This is a genomic window from Flavobacterium sp. AED, from assembly GCF_000812945.1.
In the GTDB taxonomy this organism is placed as follows: Bacteria; Bacteroidota; Bacteroidia; order Flavobacteriales; family Flavobacteriaceae; genus Flavobacterium.
On the sequence record NZ_JSYM01000001.1, the window covers coordinates 828,742 to 848,282 of the forward strand.

Below are 19,541 nucleotides of genomic sequence, written 5' to 3' on the forward strand. Positions count from 1 at the left end.
ATTTCCACTGCTATCAGGGCTATTTTACACCCGTCAAATATAGCAATAATTGTGGTTTGAAAAAAAATTACAAACCCAATAACATTTAAACAGCTATAGTTTTCTGTATTAATTATTTAAAAAATAAAATCAGGCATATTAATTAATTATTCTATTAGATAAAGTAACATTTGAAACTTAATTTTTAATAATCTTTGTACTTGAAGTCCCTTTATCCGTATTCATTTTCAATAAATAATTTCCAGTTGTTAGTTTAGAAAAATCAATTTTTGAAATGTTTTTTGCATTTGGAATGGCAATAACCAATTGTCCCAAAATATCATAAATAGCCATCGACTCTACTTCAATTGTATTTTGCACATCAATATTCAAAATATTATTTACAGGATTTGGATACACATTAAAATAATCAGCAAACTCAAAATCTGAAATACCTAATGTTTTGAAAGTAGATGTTGCTTTATTAGTCAGAATCGGGAAATTATAGTCAAAATAAATATTCGCTTCATTAGTAAAAGAATCGCCTACAAGAAGAGTTGGCAGCGTTTTGATTTTAAAAGCAATGTAACCATCATTTGTTGCATTATCAAAAGGGAGATTGATATTTTCAAAGATAAATTCCACTTTGTTACCATCGGATATTTTGGTAATGAAGTCATGACTGGCTTTGGTTGGAACTAAAGTTGAAATATCAAATTTGGTTAAATCGATCAAATCTTTTACCACAATATTTTGGGCTAGATAAGTTCCCGTATTTTCAAAACGAATTAAATAATGCACATATTCCCCTATCAAACTTGGAGTAATTACATCTCCTTCCAAGCAGGTTTTATCATTTGGGTCAAAAGAACCCACAACTGTTTGTCTAAAATCAAAAGTGTTATCAATTGGCTTTTCGTCAGTTTCTAATGAATTGATTGTTGTGGTATATCTTAAAATATCTCCATTATTTACCGCTGGTGTTTCTGCAGGAGTATTCACGTTTAACGTAAGAGAAATTTCTCTGGTTTCAAACGGTGCCAAATTGGTAAAATTCCAAGATAAGTTATTCATTGTTTGGCTAGAAGGAACTGGACTTGCTGAAACTAAATCTAAAACTGCATCGTTAAAAGTTTGATTTACAGAGCCAGATTGTATACTATTTCCCTTGTTTTTATAAATGATTTTATACTTAGTATCAAAACCGGGTCTCGCAGCTTCTAATGGAATTAAAGTAATTTCTAAATCTTTATGGGAAGCAATTGGAGTGATACAAAAGTCCTGAATAAATGGACTCGTTTCTGTTGGAAAACTAACATTTACTGATGTTGGTGAAATTTTAAAATAGTCAAAATTCTCTAATATTGGAGTAATTGTATAAGTACCTTCTTGCACTTTTAGAGCATAATTTCCCGATGAATCGGATATTACAGTTCCTGTTGTAGTTCCATCAGTAATGGTAAATTTAATATTTGCAGCAGCAATATCTGATGCGTCACAACCATTATTATTACTATCTAATCTATTCTTTCCTTGAATAGTATAATTTACACCTCCTGAATTATAGGAACAATAACTACCCACTGCACAATTAGTATAATTATAACCTGAAATTTTTTGAGAAATAGCTTCTAATTCGGTTTCATCCCCACAAATGTATTGTAGTTTTGGACAGTTATAAAAATTTCTGCCATCTAACTGAATATTTGGTAAATCAGTTTCTAAAAAAGTTAGATCTTCAATTGTTCCGTTTTTTAAACTAATGAATTCTAAATTAGGGCAATTGGAAACATTTATTCCATTAAGATTTTTTAAGCTACTTAAATCAAGTGAAGTAACCAGTGTATATCCAATCCATAATTTTTGGAGATTTGGTATTTTCGAATAGTCTAAAGGTGCTAATGGATTATGACCTGCGTACAATTCTTCTAAATTAGTTGAATTAGATAAATCAATAGTAGTTATTTCATTTTTCCAAAATCCTAAATATTTAAGCTCAGGTAATCCTGATACATCTATACTTGATAATTGATTACCTCCACATTCTAAATCCGTTAAATTGGTTTGTCCAGTTAAATCCAAAGAAGAAATTTTATTTGAATTGCAATTTAAAGCATGAAGATTACTTAATCCTGATACGTTTAAACTTGTTAATTGGTTTCCACTGCAAAATAAATTTGTAAGATTGTCTAAACCAGTCAAATCTAATAAAGTCAATTGATTATCAGAACATTCTAAATAGGACAACTGACTTAGATTAGCAACATTCAAATTGACTAAATTATTTTTGTAACAATCTAGAGACCTAAGACTACTATTCTGATTTGATAAATCCAATGTGGAAATTTTATTATTTTGGCATTGTAAAACATCTAAATTACTTATACCGGTTAAATCCAGTCCAGTTAATAGATTGTCATTACATTGCAATACATAAAGATTATCTGTTCCCGTTAGATTTAAACTGATTAATTGATTTTCATCGCATCCCAAAGAAGTTAAACTAATTAATCCTGAAATATTTAGATTTGTTATGAGATTAGTAGAACAAAACAAACTGTCTAGTTTGGTCAGCTTACTGACATCTAAACTAGTTAATTTATTATCTGTACACTGTAAAATAATAAGATTTGTAAAGAATTCAATACCTGATAAATTTGAAATTTCGAAATTATTAAGGTACAAATTGGAGACGTTTAAGGCTTCGCTTATTTGAATTTCTCCATCGCTATTGGTATCAATAATCATTGAATTGCCAGCACTATTTGTTGCAATTGAATTAAAAGTACTGGCGTTTAATAATTTTGCTTTAAAATTTGCATCAGGAATAGTAATAATCTGTGCACTCGCAATTGAAAATAAGCTAAAAGTTAAAAATAGAAAGTAGAATTTTTTCATTTATATTTATTTTTAATGTAAATATAAAAAAATAAATAGATTTTTCTTACTAAATTAATTTAAAATAAAATAAAAAGCTCTCAATTCCAATGTTTTAGAACTGAGAGCCTTTTGCATATTATATTAAAATTTAGCTATCTAAAAAGCTACATTCCATTTTGGCAATCTTCCATTTTCATCAAGGAAGTTTTGTAAAACTTGTCCTTCTACGAATGTTGGTATTGCTTTCGTTTTATCGTTGAATGTTTCGTACCAAACCACTTCAAGTGTACTGATATCTTCGGTTTTCATTTGTGCTGGCCAAGAATATTTTCTTCCTGTTTTTGCAAATTGGTGTCCTTCTACAATTTTATCTTTTAAACCACCATTTTTAATTTTCAAAGTTCCGTTGTTCTGAACAGTTCCGGTAGAACCAACCATAATTAACTCTTTTTCATCCCCAACTGAATATACTAAAAACACTCCAGATCCTTCTGAGGCATTGCATACTTCTTCTAAACTATCGTCTATAGTAAATGAAAACTGATTGCTAACTTTGAATTTTTTTAACTCTTTGTACATATTATTTTATTTTTATGTGAATTGGCTTCGGCAAAAAAATACCCCACAAAATCGTGAGGCCCATTAGAAACCATTCGTTTATGTTTGCTCTTATTAGGATTACATCTGAAAAAACAGATCAATTTAATAAAGTGCAAAGATATTTCTTTAATTCAATTTATAATAAAAAAGCCCCACAAATTGTGAGGCTTTTAAAATATTTAATTCTAGGTTAGATTAACCTAAAACTTCTTTTACTTTTTTACCAATTTCAGCTGGAGAATCCACAACGTGAATACCACATTCTCTCATGATTTGTTTTTTAGCTTCAGCAGTATCGTCAGATCCCCCAACAATCGCACCTGCATGTCCCATTGTACGTCCTGGAGGAGCTGTAACTCCTGCAATGAATCCTACAACTGGTTTACGGTTTCCATCGGCTTTAATCCAATGAGCAGCATCAGCTTCTAATTGTCCACCTATTTCACCTATCATTACGATACATTCTGTTTCTGGGTCGTTCATTAATAATTCTACTGCTTCTTTTGTAGTAGTTCCAATGATTGGATCTCCACCAATACCAATTGCAGTAGTAATTCCTAATCCTTGTTTTACTACTTGGTCAGCTGCTTCGTATGTTAATGTTCCTGATTTAGAAACAATTCCAACAGTTCCTTTTTTGAAAACAAAACCTGGCATAATACCAACTTTTGCTTCTCCAGGAGTAATTATTCCTGGACAGTTAGGTCCTATTAATCTAGCATTTCTTTCTTTAACATAACTATTTGCTTTAATCATGTCAGCTACAGGAATTCCTTCCGTAATTGCAATAATTACTTTTATTCCTGCATCAGCTGCTTCCATAATTGCATCAGCAGCAAAAGCTGGCGGTACAAAAATGATAGTTGTATCAGCTCCTGCTTGTTCTACAGCATCTTTTACAGTATTAAAAACAGGTCTGTCTAAGTGAGTGGTCCCACCTTTTCCCGGAGTTACACCACCAACAACGTTAGTACCGTACTCAATCATTTGAGAAGCATGGAAAGTTCCTTCACTTCCTGTAAATCCTTGAACAATTATTTTGGAATCTTTATTAACTAAAACACTCATGATATATATTTTATGTAGTTTTTAAAATTGTGATGCAAAAGTAAGGTTTTGTAAATTATTTTGAAGCCTTTTTTTGTCAAAATATATTATGATAATTGACTCATTTGATACCCTCTAAACAATTTATTATCTTTTATTTGCCAAATTGTTATAAAATGCGCTAATAACATTTCTTCTCTTGGATTTTCTATTGTTTTCACAAAATGAGAATACCGTACCGAAATTAAATCTTTATCTGCAATAATATGGCTTATTCTAACTTTAGAACGAACATATGCTTTATTTAAATCATTGGATAAATTAAGTAAAGATTCATAATTGAGTTTAATAAATCCTTTACTGCTATTCCATTCAACGATTACGTCTGGATGCAAAAAATCTTTCATCACTTCACTATCAATTAGTGCATCAGATTTATAAAATTTCTGAACAATTTCTTTAGCAGACATATTATTTTAGTTTATTTAAAATTTCTGGTATCTTCTTGATATTGGCCAACTGCTTTAATTTCTCTCTTGATTCTTCAATTGGTGTCCCAAAATAAGATTTACCGCCTTCCACTGATTTTGTAACGCCTGTTTGACCAAGTATGACAGCCTTCGCTCCTATTGTAATTCCGCTGGTAGTCCCTACTTGTCCCCAAATAGTAACTTCATCTTCAATAATCACGCAACCTGCAATTCCAGTTTGTGAAGCAATTAAACATTTTTTTCCAATCACAGTATCATGACCTACATGTACCTGATTGTCGATTTTTGTACCTTCGCCAATAGTAGTATCACCTGTAACTCCTTTATCGATGGTACACAGTGCACCTATTCCCACATTGTCTTTAATAACCACTCTTCCTCCAGAAAGTAATTGATCGTATCCTTCGGGGCGTTTTTTATAATAAAAAGCGTCCGCACCCAAAACCGTTCCTGCATGAATGATTACATTATTTCCAATTACGGTATAATCATAAATTGATACATTGGAATGGATTAAACAATTTTCTCCAATAACAACATGATTTCCGATAAAGCTATTAGGCTGAATTACAGTTCCTGAACCTATTGAAGCTGAAGAAGCTATTGAAACATTAGAAAATTGAAAAGGTTTGAAATAATTCGTTAATTTATTGAAATCTCTAAATGGATCATCCGAAATCAACAATGCTTTTCCCTCTGGACATGCTACATTTTTATTTATTAAAACTATAGTAGCCGCTGAATTTAATGCTTTATCGTAATACTTGGGGTGATCCACAAAAACTATATCTCCAGATTCGACAACATGAATTTCATTCATTCCTGAAACAGGAAAATTAGCATCACCAACATATTCACAGTTGATGATATTTGCAATTTCTTCTAAAGAGTAAATTTTTTGGAATTTCATAAATTTAATATTCGGTATTCAATGTTCAGTATTCAGCTTGACAACAAACTGAATACTAAAAATTGTAATTTACTCTTTTACACGTTCCATGTAAGAACCTGATGTAGTATCGATTTTAATTTTGTCTCCTTCATTAATAAACAAAGGAACATTTACAGTTGCACCCGTTTCAACAGTTGCTGATTTTGTTGCATTTGTAGCAGTATTTCCTTTAATTCCTGGTTCCGCATAAGTCACTTCAAGAATAACAGATGCTGGCATATCTACAGAAAGAGGTAAATCAGTTTCTGTATTGATACTTACCATTACATTTTCTCCTTCTTTCAATAAATCTGGTGAATCTAAAATGTTTTTATTTAAAGTAATTTGTTCAAAAGTTTCTGTATTCATAAAATGAAAATCATCACCTTCTGGATATAAAAACTGAAATTTATGGTTTTCTACTCTAACTTCTTCAATTTTATGCCCCGCAGAAAAAGTATTGTCCAATACTTTTCCGTTAGTAAGACTTCTAAGTTTTGTTCGAACAAAAGCAGGACCTTTACCTGGTTTAACGTGAAGAAATTCTATGATTTTGTATATATCATTGTTGTATTTTATACACAATCCGTTTTTAATATCTGATGTAGATGCCATTTTTATGTTTATTTGTTTTCCCCACCCCAACCCTCCCCGAAGGGGAGGGAGACTGGATGGAAATGTGTTACTTAATTATTTTTATATTTTTACGTTTCTATCTCCCTCCCCTTCGGGGAGGGCTGGGTTGGGGATTAATAATTCCCTGAATATCCTTTCATTATTCCTCTTGACGAATTTCTGATAAAATCAATAATTTCATCTCTTTCCGTAGTAGCTTCCATCTCAGCTTCGATAATATCTAATGCCTGAGAAGTATTATAATTTTTCTGATATAAAATTCTATAAATATCTTGAATTTCTCTTATTTTTTCAGTTGCAAAACCACGTCTTCTTAATCCAACAGAATTAATTCCAACATATGATAAAGGTTCTTTAGCCGCTTTAGTATAAGGCGGAACGTCTTTTCTTACCAAAGAACCACCTGAAATCATTGCATGATCTCCGATACTAATAAATTGATGAATTGCTGCCAAACCACCAATAACTGCAAATTTGCCTACTGTAACGTGACCAGCCAAAGCTACTCCATTGACAATAATAGCATTATCACCTATGTGACAATCGTGAGCTATGTGGGCTGTTGCCATTACTAGACAATTGTTACCTAAAGTAGTTTGTCCGGATGCAATTGTACCTCTATTAATAGTTACACACTCTCTAATGGTGCAATTATCGCCAATTATCGCTAAAGAATCTTCTCCTCCAAACTTTAAATCCTGAGGAACCGCCGAGATTACTGCTCCAGGGAAAATATTACAATTCTTTCCAATTCTTGCGCCTTCCATAATGGTAACATTCGAACCTATCCAAGTTCCATCTCCAATAACTACATTATTATGAATGGTTGTAAAAGGTTCAATGACTACATTTTTGGCGATTTTAGCGCCAGGATGAACATATGCTAATGGTTGATTCATCTGCTTTTTTGTTTTTATATTTATTAGAGAAAAAAATAAATCACTTGCTCTTTTCAAACGAAGTAATATTTTTTTAATCTAAATCTATTGTTTTTTGGCAATTTGTGCCATTAACTCTGCCTCAGCAACTAGTTTCCCATTTGCGTAAGCATTCGCTTGCATATGACAAATTCCTCTTCTGATTGGTGTTATTAAATCACATTTAAAAATTAAAGTATCACCAGGTAACACTTTGTGTTTGAATTTGACATTATCAATTTTCATAAAATAAGTCAAATAATTTTCTGGGTCAGGAACCGTACTCAAGACAAGAATTCCACCAGTTTGAGCCATAGCTTCAACAATTAAAACACCTGGCATAACTGGAGCTTCCGGGAAATGTCCAACAAAGAAATTTTCATTCATTGTTACGTTTTTCATACCCACAACATGACTTTCAGACATTTCTATAATTCTATCAATCAATAAAAATGGAGGTCTGTGAGGGAGAACAGCCATAATTTTATGAATGTCCATTAAAGGTTCTTGATGTAAATCATAAACAGGAACAAAATTTCTTTGTTCGATTTTTATAATTTTAGCCATTTTTTTTGCAAATTGAGTATTCACAAAATGTCCTGGTTTATTGGCAATTACTTTACCTTGAATTCTAGTTCCTATTAAAGCTAAATCACCTACTACATCAAGTAATTTGTGTCTTGCAGCTTCATTTGGATAATGTAAAGTAAGATTATCTAAAATACCATTTGGTTTAACGGTTATTTCATCTTTTCCAAAAGCGATTTTCAAATTTTCCATTGTTGCTGCCGATATTTCTTTATCTACATACACAATGGCATTATTCAAATCACCTCCCTTAATTAAACCATTTTCTAACAATGATTCTAATTCATGCAAAAAACTAAAGGTTCTGGACTCCGATATTTCAGTTTTAAAATCAGAAATACTTTTCATCGTAGCATTTTGGGTTCCTAAAATTTTAGTACCAAAATCCACCATAGCAGTAACAGAATAATGATCGTTAGGCATCACTAAAATTTCACTTCCAGTAGCTTCATCAGTAAAAGAAATAACTTCTTTTACAACATATACATTTCTTTTAGCACTTTGTTCTTCTATTCCGGCTTCCTCAATAGCTGCTACAAAATACTTAGACGAACCATCCATTATAGGTAGTTCAGAAGCATTTAATTCAATAATGACATTGTCTAAATCGCAACCAATTAACGCAGCCAAAACATGTTCAGGTGTTTGTATTTTCACCCCTAGTTTTTCTAAATTGGTTCCTCTTTGTGTATTTACAACATAATTTGCATCAGCTTCAATAATAGGTTGTCCTTCTAGATCTACTCGAACAAAAGTGAAACCATTATTGACTGGAGCAGGTTTAAAAGTCATTGTAACTTCTTTTCCTGTGTGTAATCCAACTCCAGTTAGTGAGATTTCTGTTTTGATGGTCTTCTGTTTAACCATTTTTTCCATTTTTTTGGTTTAATATTTGTTTTTTTAATTCTTCTATTTCCGCAACAATTTTAGGTAAATTCTTGAAATGAACATAGGATTTACTAAAATCGTTGTAACCAAATGCGGGGCTTCCTTGCAAGACTTCATCATCTTTTATATTCCTTCCTACGCCTGATTGAGCTTGAATTCTAACATTATTCCCAATGGTCAAATGCCCTGAAATCCCTACCTGACCACCAATCATACAATTTTTGCCAATTTTTGTAGAACCCGCAACTCCCGTTTGTGCAGCAATTACAGTATTCTCACCAATCTCGACATTATGCGCAATCTGAATTTGATTGTCAAGCTTCACTCCTTTTCTTATAATCGTAGATCCCATTGTAGCCCTGTCAACAGTAGTACAAGAACCAATGTCGACATTATCTTCAATAATAACATTCCCTATTTGTGGAATTTTAGTATAAGTACCATCTGGATTTGGTGCAAAACCAAATCCATCCGCACCTATAATTGCTCCTGAATGTATGGTACAATTATTCCCAATAACGGTCTCCGAATAGATTTTTGCGCCAGCGAATAATATTACATTATCGCCCACAACAACATTATCTCCAAGGAAACAATTAGGGTAAATTTTTACATTTTCTCCTAAAACCACATTTTGACCAACATAACTAAAACTACCAAGATATAAATTATCTCCGTATTTTACACTTTGTGAAAGGAATGACGGTTGCTCAATCCCCGTTTTATTTAACTTTACTTGATTGTAAAATTCTAATAATTTTGAAAATGAAGCATAAGCATCTTGCACTTTTATTAAGGTAGTTGTAATTTGCGATTCAGGTACAAAAGTATCATTAACAATTGTTACTGTAGCTTTTGTAGTATATATATAATTAAGATATTTAGGGTTTGATAAAAAAGTAAGTGAACCCTCAGCACCTTCTTCGATTTTAGACAATCTAAAAACTTCTGCCATGGGATTCCCAACAACTTCTCCTTCTAAAATCCCTGCTATTTGTTCTGCTGTAAATTTCATTGCGACAAAAATATAAAAAAATAGATTTTAAATGTTCATTTTATACAAGTTGTTTTGGGAAACATATATAATATTTAGTCACCAATTTAGATAACGATTTTAAATTCAGCTGATCAGAAGATTCTATAACATCTTCAATTGTTCTGTCTTTTTTCAAAATCCGTATGGGTTCCGCTTCTTTACTGTAGGCTTGGTTCTTTATTTTACCTTTGAAAATAAAATAATTAGCCTCCAATAAAGAAATATTATTTTCCAATGCAAAACGTTCTTTCAAAGGTTGTAACTCTTCAATATCAACTTTTTCACTGGTTAATTTTATTTTTAATAAATCACGATTAACAATCATTTTACTCAATGATGACAGTATAAAATCATCCTGTTTTTGCCAAGATTTTAAAGCACTTATAATATCAAAATCATCCAATTGAGAAAATAAATCTAAATTTTCAGTGTCAAAAGTGTCTAAGGTAACTCTATTTTGCATAAAAAACAGCAACGGTTCGCTACAAGGCAATTGGATTCCTTTTAATGTTAGTTCTTTGGCACGTTTTAAGACTTTCGTCAAAATTAACTCCGCCACTAAACTCGTTTTGTGTAAATACGCCTGCCAATACATTAAGCGTCTGGACATTAAAAACTTCTCTACTGAGTAAATTCCTTTCTCTTCAATGACCAAGAAATCATCCACCACATTCATCATTTGAATCAGTCGCTCTGAATTTACATTTCCTTCAGCCACACCCGAATAAAAACTGTCTCGTTTCAGGTAATCCATTCGGTCCATATCCAATTGGCTCGAAATCAATTGCAACATAAATTTCCTGTCATATTCTCCCTTAAAAACCTGAATAGCTAAACTCAACTGACCGTCAAATTCAACATTCAACTGGTTCATAAACAACAATGATATTTCTTCATGATGAACATCTTCAACAATGCTCTTTTCCATTGCATGCGAAAACGGTCCGTGACCTATATCGTGTAATAAAATAGCAATATACAAAGCATTTTCCTCTTCTGAAGAAATCAAAACGCCTTTAAAACGCAATACGTCAACTGCTTTTTGCATCAGGTGCATACAACCTAAAGCATGATGGAAACGAGTGTGATTCGCTCCAGGATAAACCAAATACGATAAGCCCATTTGGGAAATACGGCGCAAACGCTGAAAATAAGGATGCTGAACTAAATCGTAAATTAAGGCATTGGGGATGGTAATAAACCCATAAATGGGATCATTGAATATTTTTAGCTTATTGATTTGACTCACTATAACTTTATTTTTTTGGTGAACAAATATAAGGAAATTAGACTTTAAAACAGAAAACGTTTGTTAGAACGATTTTGAATCAAATAAAATAGACGTTCCTGTTCGTACAAATACTAAAAAAGGAGAGTTTTTAGCTCTCCTTCATTGTTTTTAAAGTTTTCTAATCCAGATATTTCTGAATTGCGTTTTGCAACCATGTTCTTGTAACGCAATTACATCTTCACCATGTGATAACGGATAATTATGTAAACCAATATAAAGTGTTAACCCACTGATAGTAGCATTGTTTTGAACTAAAACGCCATTATGCAAAACTGTTATTCTTGCTGGAGCATCTAGTCTTCCATCAGCTTTAAAACGCGGCGCAGTATAGACAATATCGTACGTATTCCATTCTAAAGGCGCTTTCATTGCATTGACTAAAGGCGGTACATCTTTATAAATACTTCCAGCTTGACCATTGCTATAAGTTCTGTTGTTATAAGAATCCAATACTTGAAGTTCGTATCTGTTTTGTAAAAATATACCACTGTTTCCTCTCCATTGTCCGCCATCAACAACTGCATCTGGCGCGCTCCACTCAACATGCAATTGACAATCTCCAAATTGCATTTTAGTTTGAATCGCTCCTGAACCCGGCACGACTTCCATATAATCCTTATCTACTATTTTCCAAGCGGCTGGCTGCGTTATGTCTTTTTGACTCACCCATTGATCTAAGTTTTTACCATCAAATAACACAATGGCGTCTGAAGGAGCATCACCCATTTTTTTAGCTGGTGTTATTACTTTTACCTGCGGTTCCCAAATCTCAGTCATTTCAGGTTTCATAGTCATTGGCGACACGGCTGGCGGTGTGTCAACATAATCATGTTGTGCCATAGCAACAGTCACAGAAAACAAAGCGATACTTAAAAAATAGTTGCTAATTTTATTCGATTTCATAAATAATTTGGTTTAGTTTCATAAAAGTATAAATTTAGAATAAAATCGTTCTGTTTTACACACAGTTGTAAAAAAATATTTTTTTTATACAAATGTCAAAATGTAACCCAGCATGGAACCTCCCGAAACTATAAAAACACTATTTAATTTTTTATAATTAAAAGTAATTAAAATGCTTATAACTGTAATTAAAATGGTTCGCCAATCTGTAATTACATCCGAACCCATTTGAAAACAAATGGCAACAATTATGGCTATGGAAGCCACATTTACTGCATCAAGAAATACCGAAAATGGTTTTGAATCCCTCATTTTTTTAACCAATGGATTCAGCAGGGCGACAAATAGAAAGGAAGGTAAAAAGATTCCAATTGTAGCAACGATTGCTCCCGATAATCCATTCATTTGATACCCAATAAATGTTACCGATGAAAAAACAGGGCCGGGTGTGAACTGCCCTACTGCAATAGCATCGATTAATGTTGTTCTGGAGAGTAATCCTTTTGAAACTAATTCGGCATCGAGAAAAGCAAACAGCACATAACCGCTTCCGTATAGAATAGCTCCAATTTTTAGAAATACCAGAAATAAATTCAAGTTTGTTGTTGAAACTACAGTTGTTTTTGAAAGCTGAAACAGTGAAATTGGAATGAAATTATTCGTATTCATTGTATTATTTCTCATGGATGAAATTAATAACGCAACAATTCCAGCACCAAACATGATGCAGATTTGATTGTAATTTAGAATTGCCAACGCAATAGTTATCAATCCAATTATCCCTAGTTCAAGTGTTTTTAAAGATTTCTTGGCAAGCGGAAAAATAGCCATTAGTATTATTGCAATTATGGCCGGTTTTATTCCATAAATGAACGGTTGCATTTCTGGAAGTTGTCCGTATTTTTTATAAAGCCAAGCGAAACAGCCCGTTATTAGAACCGCCGGAAAGATGAAGCAAAATCCAGCCACAATCAAGCCTTTCCATCCCGCTCTTTCGTGCCCGATGTGAATCGCCATTTCGGTACTGTTGGGTCCGGGAATTAAATTAGTGGCTCCAATTAAGTCTAGAAAATGCTGTTCACTAATCCACTTTTTTTTACCAACCACCTCTTCCTGCATCATTGCAATATGAACCGCTGGACCACCAAAACCGATTATTCCAAGTTTTAAAAATAGTTTGGCAAGTTCTTTTATTTTATTCTCGTTCATTTAATCTAAAATCTTGATTGCTAAAAGGTGGAGTTTCTGGAATTTTGATTACATTGTATTCGTGTTTAGTTTCTTGATGACACGTATTGCACGAATTGGTCAAATTTATATAATCTTTTTGAAATGCCTTTTGATTTTTTTGCTGAATCGAATTACTGATGCTGTTCATTGCGGGGTCAATTATTCCAAGTGATTTTGTCTCCGGTCTGTCCTTGCAGTATTGTTGTATTCCTTCTAAATTTTCTTTGATTTCGTTAATTTCAAAATCAGCCAATTTCCAATTTTTATTTTGTCCTGCAAACCAAAGTTTAGCATGATGAATTTGTATAACAGTCATAAATTCACCAAAACCCGGTTTATAGGTTTTTGAAAGTTTGATTTTTAAACTGTCGATACGATTTTGCAACACTTGGTTTTTCTCAATTGGTTTATTGCATGAAAAAAAGAAAACTGATAAAGCAAGAAATAAACTATTTTTCATATTTAAGAATTTTTAAAGATTAAAATACAAAGACAGGATTTTTAATTCTTGTACATTAGTAAAAGGAAATTTATAATAATTTCACAAAGAAATTACCACCTTTTTATAATACGATTAAAATTATTGCTCTGCGTTAAAATAGTGGTTAAAACAACCGCAATCAATACTCTTCATCTTCATCTCGTTCTGATTCCTTTCTAATTGTAGTATCCGTATTAAAGAACTTCGTTACGTCTTTTTTATCCTTCTGATTCTTTTTAATTAAGTATCGAATTAAAGCAATTGCACAAACCAAAACTGCGGCTATAATAATCCAATTTATTTCCATTTTCTAAGTTTTTAGTAAAATTACTGAGTTATAAATAATTAAATTTCAGAAAATAGGCTTAAGTTACATTTTCATGACTTTACCATTATTTAACAATCATTTTTTAATGATTTTATCGTTTTCAAAAGTCTCTTGATATTCTACTTGATCGTTTCTGTCATAGCGAATCCAAGAGCCATTTTTCTTACTGTTTTTGAAATTTCCAACTTGCCACAATTGCTCGGTCTCCCGATAAAACAGCCACTCTCCTTCCATCAGTCCATTAATAAAAGTACCTTTCGCTTTCATTTTTCCATTTTTGAAAAAATAAGTCAATTTATCCCCAACTAACTCATGGGTTATTTGTCCGTTTAGGTAGTATTTTTTATCTAACATTTGAATTTAATTATATTTTTTATTTTCACAAACTGTCTGCAAACTTATTGGTCTTACAAAATTATCCCAATCACCTAAATTCGACTAGATTAGTCTGATAAACACTATATTTAATTTACACGAATTTATAAAAAAACAACTGCAAATAATCGAAAGTTCCATTTATTTCCTGAAACTTTTCGTATCTAAATAGTAGCTCTAAAACCAAATCGTTCTCACAACTGCGTGAGGGATGGAAGCGGCATCCTTTCCTTTTTTCTTTAAAAAGGAAAGATACAGCGTACAGCCCGACCCGGACGGAGTTTACGGAGGATGGGGCACGCCCGGAAACAATTTCAATGCAAAAAATTCCTATCTTTGTTTAGGAATACGAACAACTATTGCACGAAAAATTATCATAATATTAGCAACTAACCGTTGCAAAAAACAGTAAATTGGCACTTTCAATTACTACTTTTGAACACTTGTTAATACGAATTATGGATAAAATAAAAATACTTTGGGTAGATGATGAAATCGACCTTTTAAAGCCACATATATTGTTTCTGGAAAAGAAAAATTACGAAGTTACTACTTGTAATAACGGTCGTGATGCGGTTGATATTTTTGAGGAAAACAATTTTGACATTGTTTTCCTGGATGAAAATATGCCTGGAATGAGTGGTCTGGAAACGCTGTCGGAAATGAAGGAGAAAAAATCTTCGGTTCCCATGATTATGATTACCAAAAGTGAGGAGGAATACATCATGGAGGAAGCGATTGGCTCTAAAATTGCCGATTATTTAATCAAACCCGTAAATCCGAATCAGATTTTGTTGAGTTTGAAGAAAAATCTGGATCATTCCCGATTGATTTCGCAAAAAACAACCTTGGATTATCAGAAGGAATTTAGAAAAATTACCATGGAAATGGCGATGGTGAATTCCTATGAAGACTGGATTGAATTGTATAAGAAATTGATTTTTTGGGAACTCGAATTAGAGAATATCAACGATCAAAGTATGGTTGAAATTCTAGAATCCCAAAAAACGGAAGCCAATTCGCAATTTGGGAAATTCATTGAGCGTAATTATGAAGATTGGTTTAAACCAAAAGCGGATAAACCAGTGCAATCGCACACTTTATTTAGAGAATTAGTGGTTCCTGAAATTGTTAAAAAAGACAAACCAATTTTGTTTGTGGTGATTGATAATTTGCGTTACGATCAATGGAAAGCCTTTGAAAGTGTGGTGAGTAATTATTATAAACTGGAAAAAGAAGTTCCGTATTACGCGATTTTGCCAACGGCTACACAATATGCTAGAAATGCTATTTTCTCTGGTTTGACGCCACTGGAGATGGAAAAACAGTTTCCACAATATTGGAAAAATGATCCAGAAGAAGGCGGAAAAAACCTGTATGAAGCAGAGTTTTTGTCGGCACAATTGAAACGTTTGGGATTGCATATTAAGGAAGATTATTTCAAAATTACGAATCTTGCCGGAGGTAAAAAACTCGTTGAAGGTTTTAAAGCGTTAAAAAATAACGATTTGGTCACCGTGGTTTACAATTTTGTAGACATGCTTTCACACGCCAAAACTGAAATGGATGTGGTAAAAGAACTTGCTTCCGACGATAAAGCATATCGCTCATTGACGTTGAGTTGGTTTAAAAATTCTCCGTTGTTGGAAATTATCCAACAGGCACAAAAAATGGGTTTCAAGTTGATTTTAACTACGGATCACGGAACTATAAACGTGAAAAATCCATCGAAAGTGGTGGGTGATAAAAATACCAGTTTGAATTTGCGTTACAAAACAGGACGCAGTTTGACTTACGAACACAAAGATGTTTATGCAGTGAAAGAACCAAAAAATATTGGTTTACCAACGATAAATATGAGTAGTTCTTATATTTTTGCAAAAAATGATTTGTTTTTGGCGTATGTCAACAATTACAATCATTATGTGAGTTATTACAAAAATACGTATCAGCATGGTGGAATTTCATTGGAAGAAATGATTATTCCTTTTTTAGTTTTTAACCCTAAATAGGATTTTTTTTTAGTCTCAGTTTTCAGTTTTCGGTGCAACCTTAAACTTTAAAATTTAAACAAATTTAAAAGTAATGAATGTTATTTTTTCTTTAGATCAACTCGAGGAAGTTGCACAAAAAATCATAGTCGAAAACCCAAACAAAGTGATTCTTTTTCATGGAGAAATGGGTGTTGGGAAAACCACATTAATCAAACAGTTGTGTAAAACCCTGGGAGTTATAGGAGCTACGAGTAGTCCAACTTTTTCTTTAGTTAATGAATACCAAACGACTAACAATCAAATCGTTTATCATTTTGATTTTTACAGATTGAATCATGAAGTTGAAGCGTTAGACATGGGCGTTGATGATTATTTGTATTCCGGAAATTGGTGTTTTATAGAATGGGCGGAGAAGATTCCGAATTTGATTCCTGAAACCCATTCTGTCATTACGATTACCCTACTTCCCGATGGAAAACGTGCTTTAGAATTAAGATAAAACAATTACGTATGAGTTTAGAAAATACAGTTGAAATTATACCTTTTACCACAGCTTTAACGGAGCCTATAAAAACCTTGAATATAGAATGGCTCAAGAAATATTTCAAGGTGGAGCCCAAAGATGAAATCGTATTATCGAATCCCCAAGGCGAAATCATCGACAAAGGCGGAATGATTTTTTATGCAAAATACAATGACAAAATCATTGGCACGGTTTCCTTAATAAAAATCGACGACACCACATTTGAATTGAGTAAAATGGCGGTTACCGACGGGGTTCAAGGATTGGGAATAGGAAAAAAACTGATGGTTCATTGTATGGATATCGCTGAAGAGAAAGGAATTAAAAAACTTATTTTATATTCGAACAGAAAATTACTGCCAGCAATCCATTTGTATGAAAAATTTGGTTTTGTAGAAATATCTTTAGAAGATGGTGTTTACGAAAGAGCTGATATTAAAATGGAAAGAATCATCCGTTAATTTAAATTTAAGCTCGAACGCACTTTCAGCCAACTCAATTGCCTTTTTCTAAAACTTTTTCCGTAAATTGTACCCTAAATTTCACAGCACTAATGCCAATAACGATAACACCATTCACTAAACAGCAGTTATTACCTCAAGAAGAAAAACTCGAGATACGAAGACGGAAAAGCGACCTTTTTATTGGAATTCCAAAAGAAACCAGTTATCAAGAACGCCGTATTTGTCTGACTCCTGATGCTGTAAATACACTAACTTATCATGGCCATCGGGTAATGATTGAAGCTGGTGCAGGTGAAAGTTCCAGTTATTCGGATAAAGAATATTTTGAAGCAGGAGCCGAAATTACTAATGATACCAAAAAGGTATTTAGTTGCCCCATGATATTGAAAGTAGAGCCCGCTACCCTAGCCGAAATCGAAATGATGAATCAGAAAGCGATTTTGATATCAGCAATTCAATTGAAAACAAGAAAAAAAGCTTATTTTGAGGCTTTAACCAAAAAGAAAATCACAGCACTTGCCTTTGAATACATAAAAGATGAAGACGGTACCTATCCGGCAGTCAAATCATTGAGTGAAATTGCAGGAACTGCCTCAATTTTAATTGCAGCCGAGTTAATGATTACCAATGAATTTGGAAAAGGATTATTATTCGGAAATATTACTGGCGTTCCTCCCACTGAAGTTGTTATTTTAGGCGCAGGAACCGTTGGAGAATTTGCCGCTAAAACAGCCATTGGTTTGGGCGCGACGGTTAAAGTATTTGACAATTCGATTACCAAATTACGCCGACTGCAAAATAATTTAAATCAACGCGTTTTTACTTCTACTATTCAACCTAAATCGTTACTGAAAGCATTAAGACGCTGTGATGTCGCTATTGGCGCCATGAGAGGCATGGAACGTTGCCCAGTTGTAGTAACGGAAACTATGGTAGAATACATGAAAAAAGGAGCCGTTATCGTAGATGTAAGCATTGATACCGGTGGTTGCTTTGAGACTTCGGAAGTGACTTCACATGAAAAACCAACCTTTATTAAGAATAATGTTTTGCACTATTGTGTCCCCAATATCCCTTCCCGTTACTCAAAAACGGCTTCGTTATCCATTAGCAATATCATCACTCCTTATTTGTTGCAAATTGCTGAAGATGGCGGAATTGAAAGCGCTTTACGATGCAATAAAGGATTAAAAAACGGAGTTTATCTCTATCATGGGATTCTTACCAATAAAGCAATTGGCGATTGGTTTGATTTACCTATTAACGATATCAATTTAATTGTTTTTTAAGCAAACTTTCTTTTACCTTTGCCAAAAATTTAAAACATGAAATTCGTACATCGTTTTGCTTATTATCTTATTGGTTTAATATTAGGATTGTTTTTTGTAGCCGCTATTTTTAGTGGAAAAGATACCCGTTGCAATTATTTTCCAAATGCAAGAGTATTGAATGATTTAAGAAATAAACCTTTTGGTTATTCTGAAAAAGCATCCCAAATATTAGCCGAAAAGTGGATTGATACCATTGATATAAAAAACACGTTGCAATACGGCGATGTTGACTTTGACAAAAGCAATACCGAATTTGGTAAACGTAAAATATACGTGATTGAAGGTAAAACCTTGAAAGGTCAAGAAATTATCCTAAAAATAAAAAACGAAGAAAGCAAAGCTACTTTAGAAGAAATAATTAAGAAATAGATTTAATTAATTATTGTTATTTAGGACTTAATTCTACAAATAACACGATTTGAATTTGGGCGTGACCCTACGTAAAAACTTCGGGTCGTGCTGTACGTTCCCGCTTTTTTTCAAGAGGCTAAAACGCCTTTCAAAAAAGAGCTCCACTACCATCACTCACGCAAAGCAATATAAAACAATTATTTACATATTCAACCGATATTACTATCCTTAATACTACAGATTTAAAATATTCCACAAATTAGAGAAACGTAAGTTA

Annotated in this window: 20 protein-coding genes; 5 read left to right on the plus strand and 15 right to left on the minus strand. The window is 32.8% G+C overall.

The annotated features are described in order from the left end of the window. Nucleotides 1-177 precede the first annotated feature (177 nt). From OA85_RS03765 to OA85_RS03830, 15 genes are all read right to left on the minus strand, one after another. Nucleotides 178-2,877: a T9SS type A sorting domain-containing protein gene (locus OA85_RS03765; protein ID WP_039108156.1), complete on the minus strand. Its 2,700-nt coding sequence runs from the start codon at nucleotides 2,875-2,877 to the stop codon at nucleotides 178-180. Between the two features lie 138 nt (nucleotides 2,878-3,015). Next, nucleotides 3,016-3,438, minus strand: a complete 423-nt coding sequence (locus tag OA85_RS03770; protein ID WP_039108157.1) for a hypothetical protein — start codon at nucleotides 3,436-3,438, stop codon at nucleotides 3,016-3,018. Between the two features lie 216 nt (nucleotides 3,439-3,654). Then, entirely contained in the window at nucleotides 3,655-4,527 is an 873-nt protein-coding gene (sucD, locus tag OA85_RS03775) for a succinate--CoA ligase subunit alpha (protein ID WP_035672307.1), read from the minus strand. An 86-nt stretch (nucleotides 4,528-4,613) separates the two neighbouring features. Further along, a complete protein-coding gene (locus tag OA85_RS03780; RefSeq protein ID WP_039108158.1) occupies nucleotides 4,614-4,976 on the minus strand; it encodes a hypothetical protein in 363 nt (120 codons plus the stop codon). 1 nt (nucleotide 4,977) lies between these two features. Further along, nucleotides 4,978-5,907, minus strand: coding sequence for a UDP-3-O-(3-hydroxymyristoyl)glucosamine N-acyltransferase (locus tag OA85_RS03785; RefSeq protein WP_039108159.1), 930 nt, complete (start codon nucleotides 5,905-5,907; stop codon nucleotides 4,978-4,980). Nucleotides 5,908-5,976: 69 nt separating this feature from the next. After that, complete coding sequence (efp, locus tag OA85_RS03790) at nucleotides 5,977-6,543, minus strand: elongation factor P (protein WP_039108160.1); 567 nt, start codon at nucleotides 6,541-6,543, stop codon at nucleotides 5,977-5,979. A gap of 134 nt (nucleotides 6,544-6,677) precedes the next feature. Next, nucleotides 6,678-7,463: an acyl-ACP--UDP-N-acetylglucosamine O-acyltransferase gene (gene lpxA, locus OA85_RS03795; protein WP_035672295.1), complete on the minus strand. Its 786-nt coding sequence runs from the start codon at nucleotides 7,461-7,463 to the stop codon at nucleotides 6,678-6,680. Nucleotides 7,464-7,547: 84 nt separating this feature from the next. Further along, on the minus strand, nucleotides 7,548-8,936 hold the full coding sequence (locus OA85_RS03800; RefSeq protein ID WP_039109340.1) for a bifunctional UDP-3-O-[3-hydroxymyristoyl] N-acetylglucosamine deacetylase/3-hydroxyacyl-ACP dehydratase: 1,389 nt from the start codon (nucleotides 8,934-8,936) through the stop codon (nucleotides 7,548-7,550). Beyond that, complete coding sequence (lpxD, locus tag OA85_RS03805) at nucleotides 8,929-9,972, minus strand: UDP-3-O-(3-hydroxymyristoyl)glucosamine N-acyltransferase (RefSeq protein ID WP_039108161.1); 1,044 nt, start codon at nucleotides 9,970-9,972, stop codon at nucleotides 8,929-8,931. The genes OA85_RS03800 and lpxD overlap by 8 nt, the downstream gene beginning before the upstream one ends. A 40-nt stretch (nucleotides 9,973-10,012) precedes the next feature. Next, entirely contained in the window at nucleotides 10,013-11,242 is a 1,230-nt protein-coding gene (locus tag OA85_RS03810) for an HD domain-containing protein (RefSeq protein WP_039108162.1), read from the minus strand. A gap of 150 nt (nucleotides 11,243-11,392) precedes the next feature. Further along, nucleotides 11,393-12,187, minus strand: coding sequence for a DUF1080 domain-containing protein (locus tag OA85_RS03815; RefSeq protein WP_039108163.1), 795 nt, complete (start codon nucleotides 12,185-12,187; stop codon nucleotides 11,393-11,395). Nucleotides 12,188-12,271: 84 nt separating this feature from the next. Further along, nucleotides 12,272-13,396, minus strand: coding sequence for a chromate efflux transporter (gene chrA, locus OA85_RS03820; protein ID WP_039108165.1), 1,125 nt, complete (start codon nucleotides 13,394-13,396; stop codon nucleotides 12,272-12,274). After that, nucleotides 13,383-13,877, minus strand: coding sequence for a hypothetical protein (locus tag OA85_RS03825; RefSeq protein ID WP_052257135.1), 495 nt, complete (start codon nucleotides 13,875-13,877; stop codon nucleotides 13,383-13,385). The genes chrA and OA85_RS03825 overlap by 14 nt, the downstream gene beginning before the upstream one ends. A gap of 160 nt (nucleotides 13,878-14,037) precedes the next feature. After that, nucleotides 14,038-14,205, minus strand: coding sequence for a FeoB-associated Cys-rich membrane protein (locus OA85_RS17340; RefSeq protein WP_156129407.1), 168 nt, complete (start codon nucleotides 14,203-14,205; stop codon nucleotides 14,038-14,040). Nucleotides 14,206-14,301: 96 nt separating this feature from the next. Continuing rightward, nucleotides 14,302-14,580, minus strand: coding sequence for a toxin-antitoxin system YwqK family antitoxin (locus OA85_RS03830; protein WP_039108166.1), 279 nt, complete (start codon nucleotides 14,578-14,580; stop codon nucleotides 14,302-14,304). 479 nt (nucleotides 14,581-15,059) lie between these two features. Between OA85_RS03830 and OA85_RS03840 the strand changes: the two genes are divergently transcribed. The 5 genes from OA85_RS03840 to OA85_RS03860 all read left to right on the plus strand — a co-directional run bounded on the left by OA85_RS03840 (nucleotide 15,060) and on the right by OA85_RS03860 (nucleotide 19,282). Beyond that, on the plus strand, nucleotides 15,060-16,613 hold the full coding sequence (locus tag OA85_RS03840; protein WP_039108168.1) for a bifunctional response regulator/alkaline phosphatase family protein: 1,554 nt from the start codon (nucleotides 15,060-15,062) through the stop codon (nucleotides 16,611-16,613). A gap of 73 nt (nucleotides 16,614-16,686) precedes the next feature. Further along, nucleotides 16,687-17,094, plus strand: a complete 408-nt coding sequence (tsaE, locus tag OA85_RS03845) for a tRNA (adenosine(37)-N6)-threonylcarbamoyltransferase complex ATPase subunit type 1 TsaE (protein WP_039108169.1) — start codon at nucleotides 16,687-16,689, stop codon at nucleotides 17,092-17,094. An 11-nt stretch (nucleotides 17,095-17,105) separates the two neighbouring features. Beyond that, the gene (locus OA85_RS03850) at nucleotides 17,106-17,579 is read left to right on the plus strand and encodes a GNAT family N-acetyltransferase (RefSeq protein ID WP_039108170.1); all 474 of its coding nucleotides are present in this window, start codon (nucleotides 17,106-17,108) and stop codon (nucleotides 17,577-17,579) included. Nucleotides 17,580-17,671: 92 nt separating this feature from the next. Continuing rightward, entirely contained in the window at nucleotides 17,672-18,871 is a 1,200-nt protein-coding gene (locus OA85_RS03855; protein ID WP_039108171.1) for an alanine dehydrogenase, read from the plus strand. Between the two features lie 36 nt (nucleotides 18,872-18,907). Further along, nucleotides 18,908-19,282, plus strand: a complete 375-nt coding sequence (locus OA85_RS03860) for a DUF4258 domain-containing protein (RefSeq protein WP_039108172.1) — start codon at nucleotides 18,908-18,910, stop codon at nucleotides 19,280-19,282. Nucleotides 19,283-19,541 lie beyond the last annotated feature (259 nt).

Bases quoted from the DNA above. Each gene is read 5' to 3' on its own strand.
- OA85_RS03765 (WP_039108156.1), bottom strand. From the start codon at position 2,877: ATGAAAAAATTCTACTTTCTATTTTTAACTTTTAGCTTATTTTCAATT.
- lpxA (WP_035672295.1), bottom strand. From the start codon at position 7,463: ATGAATCAACCATTAGCATATGTTCATCCTGGCGCTAAAATCGCCAAA.
- chrA (WP_039108165.1), bottom strand. From the start codon at position 13,396: ATGAACGAGAATAAAATAAAAGAACTTGCCAAACTATTTTTAAAACTT.
- OA85_RS03815 (WP_039108163.1), bottom strand. From the start codon at position 12,187: ATGAAATCGAATAAAATTAGCAACTATTTTTTAAGTATCGCTTTGTTT.
- OA85_RS03830 (WP_039108166.1), bottom strand. From the start codon at position 14,580: ATGTTAGATAAAAAATACTACCTAAACGGACAAATAACCCATGAGTTA.
- OA85_RS03855 (WP_039108171.1), top strand. From the start codon at position 17,672: ATGCCAATAACGATAACACCATTCACTAAACAGCAGTTATTACCTCAA.
- OA85_RS03825 (WP_052257135.1), bottom strand. From the start codon at position 13,877: ATGAAAAATAGTTTATTTCTTGCTTTATCAGTTTTCTTTTTTTCATGC.
- OA85_RS03860 (WP_039108172.1), top strand. From the start codon at position 18,908: ATGAAATTCGTACATCGTTTTGCTTATTATCTTATTGGTTTAATATTA.
- OA85_RS03770 (WP_039108157.1), bottom strand. From the start codon at position 3,438: ATGTACAAAGAGTTAAAAAAATTCAAAGTTAGCAATCAGTTTTCATTT.
- OA85_RS17340 (WP_156129407.1), bottom strand. From the start codon at position 14,205: ATGGAAATAAATTGGATTATTATAGCCGCAGTTTTGGTTTGTGCAATT.
- OA85_RS03840 (WP_039108168.1), top strand. From the start codon at position 15,060: ATGGATAAAATAAAAATACTTTGGGTAGATGATGAAATCGACCTTTTA.
- tsaE (WP_039108169.1), top strand. From the start codon at position 16,687: ATGAATGTTATTTTTTCTTTAGATCAACTCGAGGAAGTTGCACAAAAA.
- OA85_RS03785 (WP_039108159.1), bottom strand. From the start codon at position 5,907: ATGAAATTCCAAAAAATTTACTCTTTAGAAGAAATTGCAAATATCATC.
- OA85_RS03780 (WP_039108158.1), bottom strand. From the start codon at position 4,976: ATGTCTGCTAAAGAAATTGTTCAGAAATTTTATAAATCTGATGCACTA.
- lpxD (WP_039108161.1), bottom strand. From the start codon at position 9,972: ATGAAATTTACAGCAGAACAAATAGCAGGGATTTTAGAAGGAGAAGTT.
- sucD (WP_035672307.1), bottom strand. From the start codon at position 4,527: ATGAGTGTTTTAGTTAATAAAGATTCCAAAATAATTGTTCAAGGATTT.
- OA85_RS03850 (WP_039108170.1), top strand. From the start codon at position 17,106: ATGAGTTTAGAAAATACAGTTGAAATTATACCTTTTACCACAGCTTTA.
- efp (WP_039108160.1), bottom strand. From the start codon at position 6,543: ATGGCATCTACATCAGATATTAAAAACGGATTGTGTATAAAATACAAC.
- OA85_RS03800 (WP_039109340.1), bottom strand. From the start codon at position 8,936: ATGGTTAAACAGAAGACCATCAAAACAGAAATCTCACTAACTGGAGTT.